The following is a 17142-nucleotide window of genomic DNA, read 5'->3' as shown; positions in this document are numbered from 1 at the left end:
GACCTATATGCCGCCAGGAGATACCCCGCTGGGAACAACCCACGACTTTTTGGACATTCTGGACACGCCGTGACGGAAGGTTTCGATCGGGCTGTCGCAGAAGTCGCGCTTCTGAGGAAGAGGGAGGAAGACGATAGGAGGGCGGTGGCCAAGGCCGAAGCCATCAGGCAGAAGCGGCTGAAAGACCTTGGCGCTCGCGAATACGGCATCAACGCCGCCGTAGACCTTTATCAATCTCTCGATACCGGAGACCATCCGGATATCCGCATCCGCAGTGGCTTCATCCGACTGGAAAAACCCCGCGCAGCCCGCGAAGCGGGCACACCACTCGCGCGACGCGAGGCCGACGCGGCCACCCGCCCGCCCAATACCAGACTCATCAATCGGCCAGGTAACGCTCAACAGGCCTATCTCACTGGCATCTATGTCGCCCACCAAGAGTTCGAATCCGGCGACTTGGTTGAAAACCGCCACCATAACGTGGTCCGCGACGGATGGGCCGACCTGTGCGGACTGCGAACGCGCGGTGTGGACACCCGCGAACTGAATCTCCGGGTCACCCGCGCTCTCAAGACGCTCGACCGACTGGGCCTCGTCACAGTCGCAGACGCTGGCAGCCCTCGCCGATACCACGGGTTCCGTCTCAACAGCGACGACGGGTTTCGCCGCCCCTACAGCGTCCCGGGCGCCTCCACGACAAACACGGTCGTGCTTCCCGCGGGGTTCTTCCGCGCGGGTTGGCATCTGGTTTTGACGCCCGAGGAAATGGCGACGTTGCTCGTCATCATGGAACACACTCGACGGCTCCGACGCGGTAGGAGGAAATCTGAGCCCGAAGACGGCATCGCCATCCCCGACAAGCTCAAGTGGAGCTACTACGGCCTGGCCCACGAGGCCTATGGTTCTGTGCATGAATTGTGCGAGTTCGGCCTGATTGAGATATACGACCCCGACGACCGCACCCGTGGCAGGATTCCCGACAGCCGACGCGAAGATAAGCGCGCACTGCGCTTGACCTACCCAGCCTCGCCGGGACCGGATTATGGACTTAACGCCCTCGACGTCGTCCGAAAGCATCTCACCGACAACCCCATACCGCCTCGGTTGCAGTAACTCGCCGCGTGGGGGTAGGTGCTCGGGACCATTAGGCACCTTGCGTGGTGACCTCGATCGACTTCGTCAGATACGACCACGACGACCGTTAACTTTGCCCACTGCGCCTTTAGGGGCAGGCAGTGGACACGACCAGAAGGTGCTCGACTGGGAGGCCGGGCAGGGCGGTCGGAAGTGGTTGCGCGAGTACGGCGCTGACGGCGCCCGGGAGGCGATGCTCAAAAAGTGGCGCGACTAGATTCTGTCGGCGGACAACGACGTGCATTTCTATGTCGGCAATCAGAACCGCCGTCGCCGGTCGTTCTCCGCCCTCGGCGTCTGGCGTCCCAAGTTCGAGAACGCCTTGTTCTAGATGTGCACCACGTCGGCCGTGGGCCTGGCTTCAAGGAGCCTGCGCACGACGAGGTCGCGGTGGCACGCGGCGTGGTCGTACTCGAAGCACAGCAGCGCCACGACGCCATCGTCGAGTAGCTCGGACACCTTGGCCAGCGCGTTAGTCGCCGCGGCGGTCTCGAGGACGTCGCGGTACCGGGCGCGGGACCACGGCTCGCCGGCGCGGAATCCGGCGCGGTTGTCCTTCGGATTGCCGAGTGCGCGGTGATGCACGTAGCCGATGCCCACGGCGGCCAGCGCCTCGGACAGCTTTCTCTTCGACAGTCCGGGCTTGCGGCTCAGCGGGGTCAGGCGCACGTCCACCAGCACGCGCACACGCTGATTGAGCAACTGGGCAACGAGATCACCGACGGTTCTGCCCTCGTAGCCGATGCTCACCACGGTCCCTTGGGCGGCTTCGTACGGGTCGGTGATGTCGGAGCGTCCCATGGGCCTTAATCGTGCACTGTCCATAGAGTGGGGTGCCGGAACCCCCGGCGCCGCAACGCGACCGTGACCAAGCCTCAGGAGTCTTGGTCGACACGTCGCAGGATTACCGCACGCAAGTTTCGCGGTGGTTCCCGTCCGAAACATGACGGCCTCGCCAACGCCGCCGTAAACCTGGCCTGCTGTGGCTAGAGTGCGTGCCAGGCCTGAATGCGGGACGGCCAGAGGGAGCACGGGTTTGAGCAAGCTAGGCAACTTCGTGTGGGGGATCGCCGACCAGCTGCGCGGCGTGTACAAGCCGCACCAGTACGGCGGGGTTATTCTGCCGTTCACGATCCTCCGACGCCTCGACTGCGTCCTCGAACCCACTCGCGACGAGGTGCGAACGCTGGCCGCGAAGTACGTCGGGGGAGCGCTGGACGTACAGGTTAAGCGCAAGACGGGGCTTTCCTTCTACAACACCAGCCACTTTGACTTCGCGCGGCTGCTGGAGGATCCCGAGGGCCTGCGGGCGAACCTGATGGACTACATCACCGGGTTCTCGGCCAACATCGACGTTTTCGAGCGGTTCAAGTTCGAGAACGAGCTGGCGACGCTGGACGAGAAGAACCGGCTGTACCTGGTGACGTCGAAGTTCTCCGAGGTGGACCTGCACCCCGACACGGTGCCCAACGCCGAGATGGGAGACCTGTTCGAGCACCTGATCTATAAGTTCGCTGAGGCCTCCAACGAGGAAGCAGGCGAACATTACACGCCGCGTGACGCGATCCGACTCATGGTCGATCTCCTGTTCGCGGAGGACAATAAGGCCCTGCTCGAACCCGGCACCGTCCGAACGATCTACGACCCCACGGCCGGCACGGGCGGCATGCTTTCGGTCGCCGAGGAGCGGTTGCTGGAACGCAATCCGGACGCCCGGCTGCGCTTGTACGGGCAGGAGATCAACGACCAGTCGTACGCGATCTGCAAGTCCGACATGATCGCCAAGGGTCAGGACGCTGGCAACATCCGCCTGGGCGACACCTTGGCCGACGACCAGTTCTGGGACCGCACCTTCGATTTCTGTATGTCCAACCCACCGTACGGTTTTGACTGGAAGGCCTCGCACGGGGCCGTCGAGAAGGAAGCGCTCGCCACCGGTTCTAGGTTCTCACACGGTCTGCCTTCGATCGGTGACGGCCAGATGCTGTTTCTGTGTCACCTCGCGCACAAGATGCGACCTGCTCACGAAGGCGGCGGTCGAGGCGGCATCGTGTTGAACGGCTCGCCACTGTTCAACGGCGCCGCCGAATCCGGCCCGTCGAAGATCCGTCAATGGTTGCTCGAGTCGGATCTGGTGGAAACCATCATTGCGCTGCCGACGAACATGTTCTTCAACACCGGCATAGCCACCTACATCTGGGTCCTGGACAACACCAAGCGCCCTGAGCGCGTCGGCAAGGTCCAGTTGATCGACGCGACGTCGTTCTGGACAAAGCTTCGCAAGAACCTCGGTGCGAAAAACCGCGAGGTCGACACCGCGTCCCGCGAGCGCATCCTCGCGCTCTACGACGCGTTCGAAGAGGCCGACTCCGACTTCTCGAAAGTGTTCACCGTCAACGACTTCGCTTACTGGACCATTACCGTCGAACGGGCGCTACTCGACGAGGACGGGAAGCCGATGACCGACCGTAAAGGCAACCCGAAACCGGACGCGAAGAAGCGCGACACCGAGAACGTGCCTTTCACCTACGGCGGCAACACCGAGGGTGACGCGGGCCGGACATCGACGATCAAGGCGTACTTCGAAGCCGAGGTGCGTCCGCACGTCGCCGACGCCTGGGTCGACGCCGCGAAGACAAAAGTTGGGTATGAGATTCCTTTTACCCGCCACTTCTACAAGTACGTCCCGCCCCGGCCGCTCGCCGAAATCGACGCGGACCTGGAGAAGCAGGTCGCAAAGATCTTGGAATTGCTACGGGAGGTGGAGAAGTGAGCCGGAGCGACTGGTTCGGGGACCTGCCCAGCTCTTGGAGGGCCGCGCCTCTCGGATACTACTTCGATGTTGTGCTCGGCAAGATGTTGAACGGCTCCAAACACTCAGCTGGCGAAACCCAGGCTCCCTATCTGGCTGCCGGTTCAATCCAGCCGGAACACCTCGTCCTCGACGAAACCAAGACGATGGCGTTCACCGAAGCCGAACTCGCTCAGTACGACCTCCGTAAGGGTGACATCGTCGTGGTCGAAGGAGGGGCAGGCTACGGTCGCAGCTATCTTCTCGCCGAAGACATGCCCGGATGGGGGTTCCAGAACCACGTCGCCCGAGTCCGCGGCCGGGGCTCGGTACGGCCTGGCTTTCTCATCTACTGCCTGAAGGCGTGTCTCGCGAGCGGCTTTATCGAAGCGAACAACCGGACGGCCACACTCCCGTCACTATCCCGTGACGTGCTACGAGCGCTCCCTATTCCAATCCCAGCCCTGCCGGAGCAGCGAGAGATTGCGAACTACCTTGACCGAGAGACGCTCCAGATCGACACACTGATAGGCGAGCAGCAACGACTAATCGAGATGCTGCGAGAACGGCGGGCGGCGATCGGAGATCGGCACTTCTACTCCCGCAGCGGAAAGCGGGAAACCACCTTGCGCAGAGTAATCCGTCCTCTTGCGCGCCCGGCAATCCAAGGACTCGGCGTTGTTACTGCGTATCGCGATGGCTCGGTAACCCTCCGGTCGAATAAACGGGATGAGGGGTACACGTTCTCCGACACCGAGCAGGGCTACCAGGAAGTCCGCGTCGGTGACCTCGTGTTCCATGCTCTTGACGGATTCGCTGGGGCGGTGGGAATTTCTGACAGTCATGGCAACGCCACTCCCGTTTACCACGTGTGCGAGGTGGTCAGCGACGACGATCCGGTCTACCTTGCGATGCTTCTCCGCTACCTCGGCGTTAGTGGCTATCTGGCGACCCAAGCTCCGAATGTGAGGCAACGGAGCGTCGATTTCCGCAATTGGGCGACCTTTGCGCGTGTACCCGTCGCACTCCCTGCGGCCGACGTACAGCGAGATGTAGTGGCCGAGGTTCGCAAGGAGACCGCCAAAATCGACACCTTGATCGCCGAGACCGAAAAGTTCATCGAACTCGCCGTGGAACGGCGGTCAGCGCTGATCATAGCCGCCGTGACGGGACAGGTCGACGTGCGGGAAGCGGCCTAACGTGGCGCAGCACAATGAGATCGAGTTTGAAAAGGAACTCGCCGAATACCTCGCCGCTCACGGCTGGTTCTACTCGCCCAATGACGACGGCTACGACCGCGAACGTGCCCTATTCCCAGAAGACGTCCTCGGCTGGCTGGCCGACACCCAGCCCGAACAGCTGGCGAAGGTCGTGAAGCCAGGCTCTGGGGACATCGCCAAGCAGCAGGCACAGCTGTTCGACCGAATTGCGAAAGTTCTTGACACCCCGCTCGACAACGGTGGCGGCACCCTAAGCCTGCTCCGGAAGGGCTTTTCGCACCTGGCCGCCAAGTTCCAAATGTGTGTATTCAAGCCCGAATCCACGCTGAATGAGAAACGCAACGCCCACTACGCGGCGGTGCGGGTGCGGGTCGTGCGCCAAGTGCACTTCTCCACCGCCGATCGGCGCTCGGTGGACCTAGTGTTTTTCGTGAACGGGCTACCGGTGGCGACCGCGGAGCTGAAGACGTACTTCACCCAAACTGTCTCCGAAGCAATCACCCAGTACAAGACTTCCCGGCTGCCGAAGGATCCCGCCACCGGGGCGGTGCAGCCGCTGTTCGTCTCCGGTGCCCGCGCGCTGGTGCATTTCGCGGTGTCCAACGACGAGGTCTGGATGACCACCAAACTCTCCGATGACACAACACATTTCCTGCCGTTCAACCGCGGTGCCGAAGACGGCGGCGCCGGGAACCCGCTCAACCCCAACGGCTCGAAATCCGCGTACCTATGGGAGCGGGTCCTGCAGCGCGACGCCTGGCTGAACATCCTGGGCCGACTGATGTACATCAAGCACGAGTCGAGCACCGACCCGATCAGCGGCAAGACCACCAAGTCGTCGTCGCTGCGCTTTCCGCGCTTTCACCAGTGGGAGGCGGTCACCGAACTCACCGCCGCGGTCACCGCCGAGGGAGTCGGCAAGCGCTACCTGGTCCAACATTCGGCCGGCTCGGGCAAAACCGACTCGATCGCCTGGACCGCCCACCGAATGGCACGCCTGCAGGTCAACAACCACAAGGTGTTTGACTCGGTCATCGTGGTGACCGACCGCAATGTGCTTGACGCCCAGCTGCAGGACGCGATCAAGCAGATCGACAACGACCAGGGCATCGTGGTCGCGATCGACCGCGACGAGGACGCGAAGGCGGGCGGCGAATCGAAGTCGAAGTCCGGGCTGCTGGCCAAAGCGTTGATCGAGGGCAAGCTGATCATCGTCGTGACCATCCAGACGTTCCCCTTCGCCATGGCAGAGATTCGAAAGAACAAGGGACTTAAGGGCAAAACCTTCGCCGTCATCGCCGACGAAGCTCACTCGTCGCAGTCCGGGCAGATTGCGGGCAAGTTGAAGGCCGTGCTGACCGCCGAGGAGCTCAGGGAGATGGAAGAAGGCGGCGAGATCGACGTCGAGGCAGTGCTGGCCGCCGAGGCAACCGAGCGTGCCGAGTCGGCCAACATCTCCTACTTCGCGTTCACCGCCACCCCGAAGGCCAAAACGCTGGAACTGTTCGGCCGCAAGCCGACTCCCGACGAGGCGCCGCTGCCGTTCCACGTCTACACGATGAAGCAGGCCATCGAGGAGGGATACATCCTCGACGTGCTGACCGGATACCACTCGTTCAAGTTGGCCTTCCAGGTCGGGCAGAACGCCGCCGGGGGCGAGGTCGATCAGGCCCAGGCCACCAAAGAGGTGATGCGGTGGGTCAAACTCAACCCGCAGACGATTACCCAGAAAGCCGCGATCATCGTCGAACACTTCCGCGAGAACGTGGCGCACCTGCTCGACGGGCATGCCAAGGCGATGGTCGTCACCGACTCTCGCAAGGCCGCGGTGCGCTACAAGCTCGCGATCGACGCGTTCATCGCCCAAAAGGGCTACGGCTACGGCACCCTCGTCGCATTCTCCGGCACGGTGCACGACCCCGAGTCGGGTCCCGACGATTTCACCGAATCCACGATGAACCCGGGCGTGCACGATCTCCGTACCTCGTTTCGGGGCGACCAGTACAAGGTGATGATCGTCGCCAATAAGTTCCAGACGGGGTTCGATCAGCCGCTGCTGTGCGCGATGTACGTCGACCGTATCCTGTCCGGCGTCACCGCAGTCCAGACCTTGTCGCGGCTCAACCGCACCTACCGCACCCCATCGGGCGTCCAGAAGACCGCGACGATGACACAGGTCGTCGACTTCGTCAACGAGCCCGAGGAGATCCGCAAGGCGTTCGAGCCGTACTTCACCGACGCGTTCCTGGAGACTGAGACGGACCCGAACCTGGTGCACGATCTGGCCGCGAAACTCGACACGGCCGGCATCTACACCGAAGCCGAGATCGACCAGTGCGCAAAGGCGTTCGTGACCAACAAAGGCAACAACGCGCTCGCCGCGGCGGTCGACCCCGGCAAGAAGCGTTTCGCCGAACGCTACCAAGCCGCCCTGATCGACAACGGCGGCGAGGGCGACAAGGCCGCGTTGGCCGAGCTGGACATGTTCCGCAAGGACGTCGGATCCTTCGTGCGCCTCTACGACTTCATGTCGCAGATCATCGACTACGGCGACCCGGCCCTGGAGAAGAAGCAGATCTACCTCCGAAACCTCGAGCGGGTGATCCAGCCCGACAACTACACCGCACCCATCGACCTGTCCGACGTCGTGCTAAAGCAGGTCAAGCAGATCGACCGGGGACGGATCGACATCAGCCTTGGCATGCGGGTCGGGCTGTCCGGCATCACCGCCGCGGGGTCCGGCGAGAAGCGTGACCCCAAGATGGTCGCCTTCCAACAAGTGCTCGACCGGCTCAACGACCTCTTCGGGTCTGAGGACTTCACCGAGCCGCAAAAGGTTTCTTTCCTTGAAGCGCTATTGCGAACCTTGCTCGACGACCATGCGCTCGTGCAGCAGGCGAAAGTCAACTCCGCCAAGCAATTCGTCGAGTCTCCCGACTTCGACGACGCCGTGACAGGCGCGGTCGCCGACAACCAAGGCGCGCACGAGAAGATGAGCGACTACTTCTTCACCAACGCACCAGGACGGGCACACCTGATCACCGACATCGCCAAATGGTTCCACCAGGTGGTCGCGGACCAAGCTGGCAAGGTGGGGCTGCAATGAGGGATGCGCATCCGGCTCTTCGAGCCGTTCTCGAAGAGCCCAAGAGTGACAGGAATTCCGACCGTGACCGCGATTTGATGGCCCACGGGCTAACCACGAGTTTGTCGTTGGCCCGAGCGCTTGCGGTTGGGTGTCTCGCTCGCTTGGACCCAAGTATCGCGTCCGTCAACATCTGGGATCCCGCAGCGGGCTCCGGGTTCGCGGGATTTGTGCTGGTCGACGCGCTCCAATCAGCCGGGATACGTGTCCGATATCGCGGCCAGGACATCAATGAGTGGGCAGTGTTGGCCAGCCGACGTCGCTTCGAAGCCGTGCCAGATGCTGAGCTGGCCGTCGGAAATACTCTCGTGAACGACGAGTTCGCGGATTTCGAAGCCGATTTGGTGATCGTCGATCCGCAGTGGGACATGGGGTGGATGCTTTCAGCGCCGGCTGTGGAATCTCGTCGAGAATCAGGTGCGTTCCGGTTCGGCCTACCGCAACAGTCCGACCCCACTTGGCTTTTCATATCATTGGCGTTGGAGAAGCTGCGACCGGCAGCCCAGGGAGGTGGGCGGGTCGCGGCTCTGGTCACTCCCAAAGCGTTGAGCGCGGGAGGTGACACTGGCGCCGTGCGGCAGGGGATCGTCGAAGCCGAGCTGCTCGAGTCAGTAACACGGCTGCCCGAGAGGCTGGCACCGAACACCACCGTGTACCTCCTGACCTTTACGAACAGCGCCGACGGAGCTGGACGTGGCAAGGTGGCGATCGCCGACCTGCAGACGCAGTTCACGACCAGCCGCCTTGATCGAGCGATCCCTGCGTCCGCATTCCGGGAGCTCGAGGCAGGACTTAGGACCGGAAAGTCCGGACCCCGCAACCGCACGATCGGAGTTGGGCAGTTCATCCGCAGGGAAGCTTCGCTTACACGAGAGTCCAGCGACGGGCACCGACTCTCGTGGCGTCTCACGACCTACGGCAACACGGCGATCGACGAGCGGCTACTGGAATCTCGCTACGGGGCAGATTCCGCCATTTCCGTCGACACCGAGCCGACCAGCATCGTCGACCTTGACCCCAGCCCCTTCTTCGGCGACGACTCGCGCGACCTCCTGAAAGACATAGATGCAAACGGATGGGCCAGCCGGCGTCTGAGCCAACTCCTCACCAGAGAGCCTCAATCGGCCACTCACTCGACCGCTGCCGTCGACGGGCAAGTGTTCATTCCGACGACTCGCAGCGGCAAGGTTTCCGCGGGACCTGTTGGTAAGGAGTCCTCTGGCCGAGTGCTTTCGATTCACCTCGATGTCAACGTGGTCGAGCCGACTTTCCTGGCGGCATGGCTCAACTCAGAGCAAGGCGTCGCCATCCGACTCCACGCGGCGCTGAGCTCCGACCCAAAATCCCTGATGTGCTGGGCCGACGAGCTCATCATCCCCGTGCCCGCGCGCAGCACACAGCTCGCACTCGCGGCGGCGGACGAAAGGCTCGGCTCTTATCACGCCGAACTGAACCGCCAACGAGAGAGTATTTGGGCAGCTCCCGACAGCGCGGCAGACGTGGTCAGCAGGATCGCGACTGCTTTCGATGACTCTTTGAGTACCTGGCTCGACCAGCTGCCCTTCCCCATCGCCTCGGCGCTTTGGACTGCTGAAACCGCCACTTCGCCTGGCGACCAGCAGCGTGCGTACCTCCACGCGTGGGAGGCCATTGTGGCCTTCCATGCAACGGTGCTGCTTTCCGCGACTCGCTGCGATCCGGGCAGCAGCAGGGACGTCGAAGCAGCGATCAGTCAGACTCTGCGAGAACAACATTTGGGTATCGAACGGGCCTCGTTCGGGACCTGGGTGGTCATCGTCGAGAAGACATCGAAGGAACTCCGTCGCGCGCTCGAGAGTAACGACCCAGACAACGTCGCTCGCGTCCGCAATGCGTTCGGCGACCTCAGCCAGACCGGAATAGAACGCCTGATCTCCAAAGACGTCGTCATTAAGTTCAAGGAGCTGAACACCAAGCGTAACCGGTGGAGTGGGCACACCGGCTTCACGTCTAGGGACGAATGGGAAGCGCAGGTCGCATCCCTCGTCTCGGACCTCACTAACCTTCGCCAGCTCCTCGGGAACGTCTGGACGCAGCTCCTGCTTGTCCGCGCAGGAAGCGCCAAGCGCACACAGGACGGCTACGTGCAGCAGGCGGAGGTCGCCGTCGGCACCCGCTCCCCGTTCCGCACACAGGACTTCAGCGTCGGCGAGCCCATGATCGACGGCGAGCTATACCTGGTGAGAGATGGATCGCAGTCGCCATTGCGCCTCGGGCGGTTCGTACAGCTTCGTACCGCTCCGCGCAACGCCCAGTACACGACCTACTTCTATAACCGGACTGAAGGGACCAACGTCCGAATGGTCAGCTACCAGCACGGACCGGAGAGCGAAGTGCAGGCCGACCTGGAGAGTTTCCGCGCGGAGTTTGGGGCACTGGCGTCGAGGTGATGAGACTGCGTGAGCTTGGAGCTGCCGTCCGCGTGGCGCGTCACGCCGGGGTTCAAAGCAGCGCACGACGCGCAGCTCGCCGTACGCGAGAGCAACGACTGTCGCGACTGCGCCGGCAGAGCTGCGGTGGAGCAGTTAAACCGAGTGGCTGTCTCGCATTTAAAAGAAACGAGACCAGAGGCTCAGGCGCTGGCAACGTCCCTAAATCGCACATTGAAGGAAAGCACGCATGAGCATCACGCCGACCCCACCACTTCGCCCCGGCTACGGCCCCAGCAGCCCTGACCAGGTGATTGCGCACGTGCACTCCGATGGACGGATGGCCATCACGCTGACCGAGGGCACCTGCCTACAGGTGCCAGACTTGGACGAGTGGCAGCTTCTGGGCCGCGTACAGATGCGCAGCGACTTGCCAAGCGAGCTCAAGATCAACGTGGTGGCGTACCACCGCCACACTGGACGATTAGCACGCTTCTACATAATCCGGCCGAAGCATCCCGATGGGATTGACCCGCTGGACTACAGCTCCGATCCCGATGACCTGCCTGGTTATGCAGCGTGGAAGCAGCAGTGGGACCAGGAAAACGCCGCCGTGCGGTACGAGACTGATAAGCCGCTGTGGGACTTGGTGTCCCGGCTACCTGAGATCACCGACGTGTTCATCGGCACCGTGAAGGATCTGCACAACAGCAACGAGGAGAACGCATGACCAGGAACACTTCAATCAGCTCGACGTCTCAGATCTAAAGATCTGCGACCAAGCCGCCACGACCTCGGGCGCAGGATTGGTGCAGGTCGCTAAGTCCGATTTCCTGGTGTCACAACGGGAGTCCGACTTCGTCAGGATCTGACATCGAACTAAATGTCGGGCTCCGGTGGTTAATTGTGACCATGAGCACCGCCGCGTACCTCCGGGTGTCCACCGGGCAGCAATCCGTCGACCAGCAGCACGACGCCATCGCTGCTGCAGGCATCAGACCGGACCGCGTCTTCACCGACACCGCATCCGGCCGCGCCGGCAGCAACCGGCCGGGCTGGAGCGAGTGCATGGGCTGGCTGCGCGAAGGTGATCACCTCGTGGTGTTCGCCGTGGACCGGCTGGGACGGTCGGTTCGGGAAGTCGCGACCGCACTGCACGAGCTGACCACTCGCGGGGTCCACGTCCGCTCGCTGCGTGAGGGGGTCGACACGAGCACACCGACGGGGCGCGCAGTCACCAGCATCATGGCCACCATCGCAGAACTGGAACTCGAACTCGGCAAGGAGCGCCGCGCCGCCTCCCGCGAGGCCCGGCTCGCCCGGGGCCTGGCGGCCACCAAGCCCATGAAGCTCGATGTGGCCCAACAGAAGCGGCTTCTGCGCCTCTACCAACAAGGCGAGCCGGTGAGTGAGTTAACCACCATGTTTGGCATCAGCCGGAGCACCCTGTTCAGGACCCTCAAGGTCTTGAAGCAGCAGGGGTCGGTATCAGCATGGCGCTGAAAGCTCAGGCGAGCCGGATCATTTAGCCCAGTTCACAACTTCGCCTATTACTCGGCGGATTGATGTAAGTGGCACCTTGTTAAGGTCGAGAGTGCGGACGATATCCCTCACTCCGCCCGCCGTAGTGATCGGCAGCCGGTAACGTTCGAGCGCATAGGACTTCCAGTCGACAGAGTCTGACGGCCCCTTGCCCAACGCCTCACGACATTCCGCTAAAAGCTCCTTCCAGCCGGGAAACGGACCCTGCAGGTACTCGCGGATTGCGTCGACGGGCAGGGCGAAGAGAAGATCGGCCTCGGGGACCCCAAACATCATCGGTGGGGGTAAGCCTCTCTCCTTGGCCATCTCAATTAGCCTGACAACTTTTCGTTCTTCGGAAGACCACTTCCGTCTCGATCGTTGCGAGATGGTGGTTGGGTCGGTGGCATCAGTGAGGACGCCGATCTTGATCCCTAGCTGCGTCGCCAGTTCAGCGGAAACCAGGCCCTCGAGATTCTTCGTGCCATGTATTGGGATGACCTTCACGCCTGCGGCATCCAGTTCTAGGCCGCCGTACTCATCCAAGACTGCCTCGTCGAGCGGTCCCTCAACGAACAAGATCGCTCGGCGCAGCGCCAGCACGTGCGCAGGGTGCATACCGACGTCAGCGGCCAACTGTTGAAGGTGAATGGTCATCGAGGAGTCCAATGTGCGAGCCTTCGTGTAGACGTCGCCGTCCACACTCGGTCTCGTGACGTGTACCAGTGTCACCTCATCGGTTGGTGCTCGGAGGAACTCCTCATGATGTGATGCCGCCACGATCGTGAAGCCATGAACAACCATTCGCTGGCACCAACGGACAATGCTGGCCGCACCAGAAGGATGCAGATGTGCCTCCGGCTCGTCGATCAACAAGATATGTCCTGAGAACCCCCGGACTCCCAGGTCTTCCAGCCTGGTGATGTCGGGGTACTCCGCCATTAGGTGCAGCGCTAGTTGCAACGAAGCCGCGGCCCAACGTGCCGCCGCGTGACCCGCCGCATCAACTTCGACCGACCTTGGGTAGTCGCCGTAGTAGAGGCCGACCTTGGTAGAGACTCCCCAGCGCCTGGGCTCTAGGACCTGAACAGAGATCGGCTCGTGGACGAAATCCGGGAGCAAATCTGTCGCTAACGAGTTGAGCTGATCGAGCTTGCGCTGCACTGCGGGGGACACGCGCCAGACAACAGAATCTCTCTCCAATTCCGTTCTGGCCCCTTTGATTTCCACCACAGACCGTCGTTTGAGCTCGATGCGCTGAAGCCATGGCCAGTCGGGGGCTATGCCAGCCGCGCGCATACCGACACTGTCATACGTAGCGAGATCGGCGATCGCGTCCTCGACGCGGGTGTTCAAGTCTTCGACATCCCAGTCGAGAAACAGCACGTGCGGGAGCGGACCTGCGATGGTGTGCTCACGCCCCGGATGTTCCCGGCTCGGCCAGCCGTATTGGTCCCGATACCCGAGGGGGCCGCCTGGGAAAAGGCCGTCCTCGTTAAACGCGACATACCGGGGTGGAGGCGTAGTTGTCTTCTCGCCGACTGCCGCACAAACCTCGTCGTCGAATGGAACGCCCTGCTCCAACTCAACGTATAGGTCGCAGCGAGGTGGGGCGGCATAGCCGTATTGAGGGTGTCCTGGGACGTACATTCTCCTGCGGACCGCCCGTTTATCGGAGGGTTGAAACGCTTCGTAGAGGCCCTCAAGGATGCTGGTTTTACCGGCGTTGTTTTTTCCGAACAGGACCGTGAACGGGCCTGCCTCGAACTCCATCGTCCGCAATGGGCCGCCCCCCGAAAGGTAGATCCGGACGAGCCGCACGTCGACAAGGGTACCCCTCGCCGGATGTTCACGGCCCTGCAAGCGTGAGCCAATCGACTTGCTGCAAGGCGAGGGTCGTTGGCCGCGCCACAGCTGTGTTGAGCTCCTGGGCTGGTCCCGCTAACCGCGTTGCCCGGCGCGTGTCGCCCAGGCTGAGTATCGTCGCTCCCGTCGTGGGCCGATTGAAGCCGTTCGCGGCGTAGCGCTGGGGGGTTGCGATGAACGAGGGTGTGCCCGAACGGCTACGGCGCTACACCGTCGCTGACGTCGACGCGCATCGGGTCAGGTGGGCACCCGAACGGTGGACGGCAGTATTCCGCGGCCACGAAGCTGCCCACGCCAAGCTAACTGCCCATTCCGAAACTGAGGGCGGAATCGCGCGCTCTTTCATTCGCGACCGGGCTGATGCTGATCCGGTCGACCTATTCATGATGGCGATGGCGTGGGGATACGCACCGAAGGATTATGGGCCGCACCGCGTCCAGACAATCCTCGGCACGAACGGCGCGGAAGACAAGATCCGGTCCATCGTCGCCATAACCCGGACCGAGGGCGCTGGTGCTGGGTGGCACGCGCTCTTCAATACCCACAAGATCGACGGCCTGAATATGTCGTTCGGCACCAAACTGCTTTATTTCGCCGGTTATACCACTGATCACCGGCCACGACCGCTCGTCCTGGACAAGCGGGTCCGCGACGCACTCAATGAACCCGACATAGCGCCGGGGACGGTGCCGCCGACCGGTTTGGTACGCCAGCCCGACTACCTTCGTTACCTCGAGCAGGCCGAGAGGTGGGCGTCTGATCCCACATGGCAGCAGACGCCAGAAGTGGTCGAGTACGCCTTGTTTGCGATCGGAGGACGTTGATCCTTCAGGCGCAGAACGTCATTGCATCGCAAGCCAGCAGTGTGTCGGTGCCCAGGCTTAAGGTGCCCAACATGACTTCCGATGACGTTGTGGACCCCGGAGACGCGGCGATCCAAGCCCTCCTGGCCCTCACGGCAGAGAAAACGGGCGACGATGAGAAGCGGGGCCTGCTGATTGACTGCATCCTGACCGCCCCGCCGCTCGCGGAGTGGTCATCAGGCTGTCGGGAGAAGTTGCTCGAAACGTGCGTCTATATAAAGGGTCTCGCTAATGATCTCAGGCAGAGAAAAGCAAGTGGTGACGTCGGCGGCAACTAGCATCACCCGGGTGGTCGACGTCGGCGTCGTGCCGTCACGAGGTGAAGTGCGGTATGCCCTGGAAGGTTAGGTGCTCAAGCCCGGTGACCCGGAGTACGACCGGCTGATGAGCATGGTCGATCGGCCTCACCGCAACTTTTGTGCGTGGACGAGGAGCAGGCAGCGCTTTCGGTTCAGTACGGAGTGCTCAGCGGGTCGGCTCCTAGCGGGAGAGCTCGACGACCTCACCCTTGATCGCCCAGCGTCGGTCCACCGGTTCAGCGCCGAGCAACTCGCCCGCGACGCAGAGGTGGTCTGCCGGGTCCCACTTCACGCCTTCGCCGTAGGGGTGGACCAGCCGCGGCACGACGCCGAGCACGGCTCGGCGTCGATCAAGCAATAGCTTCTCGATCTCTGCGGGATCTGCCTGAAGTGCCTCTGCGATCCGCGAAACGACCTCCGGCAGGACCGCCGTGTCGGTGTGGGCTTGGAACGCGCAGACCACCCCATCAAGAATCCCCTTCATTAATCCGCCGAGCACCGCCTTTTGCCCACCTGGTGGGCGGACTCGGACTCGAACGGTGAAGGGCCTCCCAGGCGTGCGTGGCGCGGCCACCTCGACGTTGCTGCGGGCGAGTGCCAACCAGACCTGCGCCAGCTTCTTCCCGCCGGAGAACGCGCCAAGGTCGGTCCAGTCGAACGACGCCAACGTACGCTCCTGCTGCCAGTCGGCGAAGGTGCCCGACCGCGGCGCGAGCGAGTAGCGGTAGCAGACCCGGTAGCCGGCCCCGCTAGGAGCAGGCGGCACGGCGGCGCCGAGCTCGAAGCGGATTCCGTCGCGCCCGGCGACGGCGAACGAGTCGATGTTGTAGAGCAGGAGGTTCTCGACGTCAGCGTTGGGGAGTTTGTCGCCGAAAAAGGTGGCGTGCAACACCCGCCCCGCTGACGGTTCGAGCTGTCGGCAGCGATTCCGGATCTCGGTCCGCAACTGCTCTTGCCAGGCGGGTCGGCGCTCGAAGCGGATGTAGTCATCGGCCCAGGCCTCGACGATGGCGCTGTCCGGGCGCGGCCCATTGATTTCCCAGCGGCCGTCGGGCACCGGCGGGGGAGCCGCCCGCTCGGCCTGTTTGGGGAAAGTGTGTTGTCCGGCGGCGCTAGCCGGACGGCAGATTCCGCACGGCGGGATCGGCTGCCCCACCTGATCGATCGCCCACTGCTCGAGTTCGGCCAGCTGCTCCGCGCAAACCTTGACGTAAGGTCCGGTCCACGGGCCCCCGTGTGGGTTCTGACCGCTGATCGTCCGGCAACGGGCACGGTGCATACGCGCCGCGGTCGCGCTGTGCTTACGCGCGATGTTGATCACGTAGCCGTCGGGGTTTCCCCCGAGCCAGGCCAAGTAGCCTCGGTCATCATCGCGGAACTCACGCGTCGAGTCGTAGCCGATAGCTGGATTGTTCGAAGCGTAGTCATCCGTCGGGATGTGCGCCGGGGTGTCGTAGGGGATGATTCGCTCGAGCATGCTTATGGGCATTTCCCAAACGTCCCCCGCTCCGGTTTCCCACCTGATGCGGACGTGCTTCTTGTCGTGGCTCAGGCCGTACATCGTGGCCCATCGGCCTGACGGCTCGATCCCGGGTCGGATGACCAGAACGCGGGTCGGCTTGCCGCCGAGGGCCTGTATCTCCTCAAGAGTCACGCAATTCCTCCCCCTTTAGTGACGCGCGATCGCCGCGTTGTTCTGCCCCCGTCGTGCGGGGCAACGATAAATGGCGACACCGACAGGCAACACAGAACGGGCGGCATCCGAGCTTCTTCATCGCCTGGCCGCGGCTGAGCGCCAGGTCATGCCACTTGCTGGGGGTTCTAGTCGCGGCAAGTAGCTTGGGCGAGGGCGAGGGCCCGATACGTTTCCGCAACGGCGAAATCCGGCCGCCCTC

Annotated in this window: 12 protein-coding genes; 9 read left to right on the top strand and 3 right to left on the bottom strand. The window is 62.8% G+C overall.

Features of this window, described 5'->3' with window-relative positions; genetic code table 11:
• Nucleotides 1-144: 144 nt before the first annotated feature.
• On the top strand, nt 145-1113 hold the full coding sequence (locus GPY60_RS00565; RefSeq protein ID WP_156685620.1) for a hypothetical protein: 969 nt from the start codon (nt 145-147) through the stop codon (nt 1111-1113).
• A gap of 348 nt (nt 1114-1461) precedes the next feature.
• Here the strand turns inward: GPY60_RS00565 and GPY60_RS00560 are convergent, their stop codons facing one another.
• Nucleotides 1462-1935: a DUF488 domain-containing protein gene (locus tag GPY60_RS00560; protein WP_156685619.1), complete on the bottom strand. Its 474-nt coding sequence runs from the start codon at nt 1933-1935 to the stop codon at nt 1462-1464.
• A gap of 235 nt (nt 1936-2170) precedes the next feature.
• On the opposite strand from GPY60_RS00560, the gene GPY60_RS00555 reads away from it, so the two are divergent.
• The 6 genes from GPY60_RS00555 to GPY60_RS00530 all read left to right on the top strand — a co-directional run bounded on the left by GPY60_RS00555 (nt 2171) and on the right by GPY60_RS00530 (nt 12201).
• Nucleotides 2171-3907, top strand: coding sequence for a type I restriction-modification system subunit M (locus GPY60_RS00555; RefSeq protein WP_156685618.1), 1737 nt, complete (start codon nt 2171-2173; stop codon nt 3905-3907).
• Complete coding sequence (locus tag GPY60_RS00550) at nt 3904-5124, top strand: restriction endonuclease subunit S (RefSeq protein WP_156685617.1); 1221 nt, start codon at nt 3904-3906, stop codon at nt 5122-5124. The genes GPY60_RS00555 and GPY60_RS00550 overlap by 4 nt, the downstream gene beginning before the upstream one ends.
• Nucleotide 5125: 1 nt before the next feature.
• Nucleotides 5126-8251, top strand: coding sequence for a type I restriction endonuclease subunit R (locus GPY60_RS00545; protein WP_156685616.1), 3126 nt, complete (start codon nt 5126-5128; stop codon nt 8249-8251).
• On the top strand, nt 8200-10719 hold the full coding sequence (locus tag GPY60_RS00540; RefSeq protein ID WP_156685615.1) for an HsdM family class I SAM-dependent methyltransferase: 2520 nt from the start codon (nt 8200-8202) through the stop codon (nt 10717-10719). Before GPY60_RS00545 ends, GPY60_RS00540 begins: the two co-directional genes overlap by 52 nt.
• Nucleotides 10720-10948: 229 nt before the next feature.
• Entirely contained in the window at nt 10949-11428 is a 480-nt protein-coding gene (locus GPY60_RS00535; RefSeq protein ID WP_156685614.1) for a hypothetical protein, read from the top strand.
• A 182-nt stretch (nt 11429-11610) separates the two neighbouring features.
• Nucleotides 11611-12201, top strand: a complete 591-nt coding sequence (locus GPY60_RS00530) for a recombinase family protein (RefSeq protein ID WP_156685613.1) — start codon at nt 11611-11613, stop codon at nt 12199-12201.
• Nucleotides 12202-12219: 18 nt separating this feature from the next.
• Here the strand turns inward: GPY60_RS00530 and GPY60_RS00525 are convergent, their stop codons facing one another.
• Nucleotides 12220-14040: a TOPRIM nucleotidyl transferase/hydrolase domain-containing protein gene (locus tag GPY60_RS00525; protein ID WP_156685612.1), complete on the bottom strand. Its 1821-nt coding sequence runs from the start codon at nt 14038-14040 to the stop codon at nt 12220-12222.
• 218 nt (nt 14041-14258) lie between these two features.
• Here GPY60_RS00525 and GPY60_RS00520 point away from each other — a divergent pair, with 218 nt between their 5' ends.
• A complete protein-coding gene (locus GPY60_RS00520; protein WP_156685611.1) occupies nt 14259-14909 on the top strand; it encodes an 8-oxoguanine DNA glycosylase OGG fold protein in 651 nt (216 codons plus the stop codon).
• Between the two features lie 71 nt (nt 14910-14980).
• Nucleotides 14981-15226, top strand: coding sequence for a hypothetical protein (locus GPY60_RS00515; RefSeq protein WP_156685610.1), 246 nt, complete (start codon nt 14981-14983; stop codon nt 15224-15226).
• Between the two features lie 202 nt (nt 15227-15428).
• On the opposite strand, the gene GPY60_RS00510 is transcribed toward GPY60_RS00515, so the two are convergent.
• Complete coding sequence (locus GPY60_RS00510; RefSeq protein ID WP_156685609.1) at nt 15429-16901, bottom strand: hypothetical protein; 1473 nt, start codon at nt 16899-16901, stop codon at nt 15429-15431.
• Between the last annotated feature and the right edge of the window lie 241 nt (nt 16902-17142).

The organism is Mycobacterium sp. Marseille-P9652, assembly GCF_902652685.1.
Lineage (GTDB): Bacteria > Actinomycetota > Actinomycetes > Mycobacteriales > Mycobacteriaceae > Mycobacterium.
This window is presented reverse-complemented; position numbering and strand designations above follow the sequence as displayed.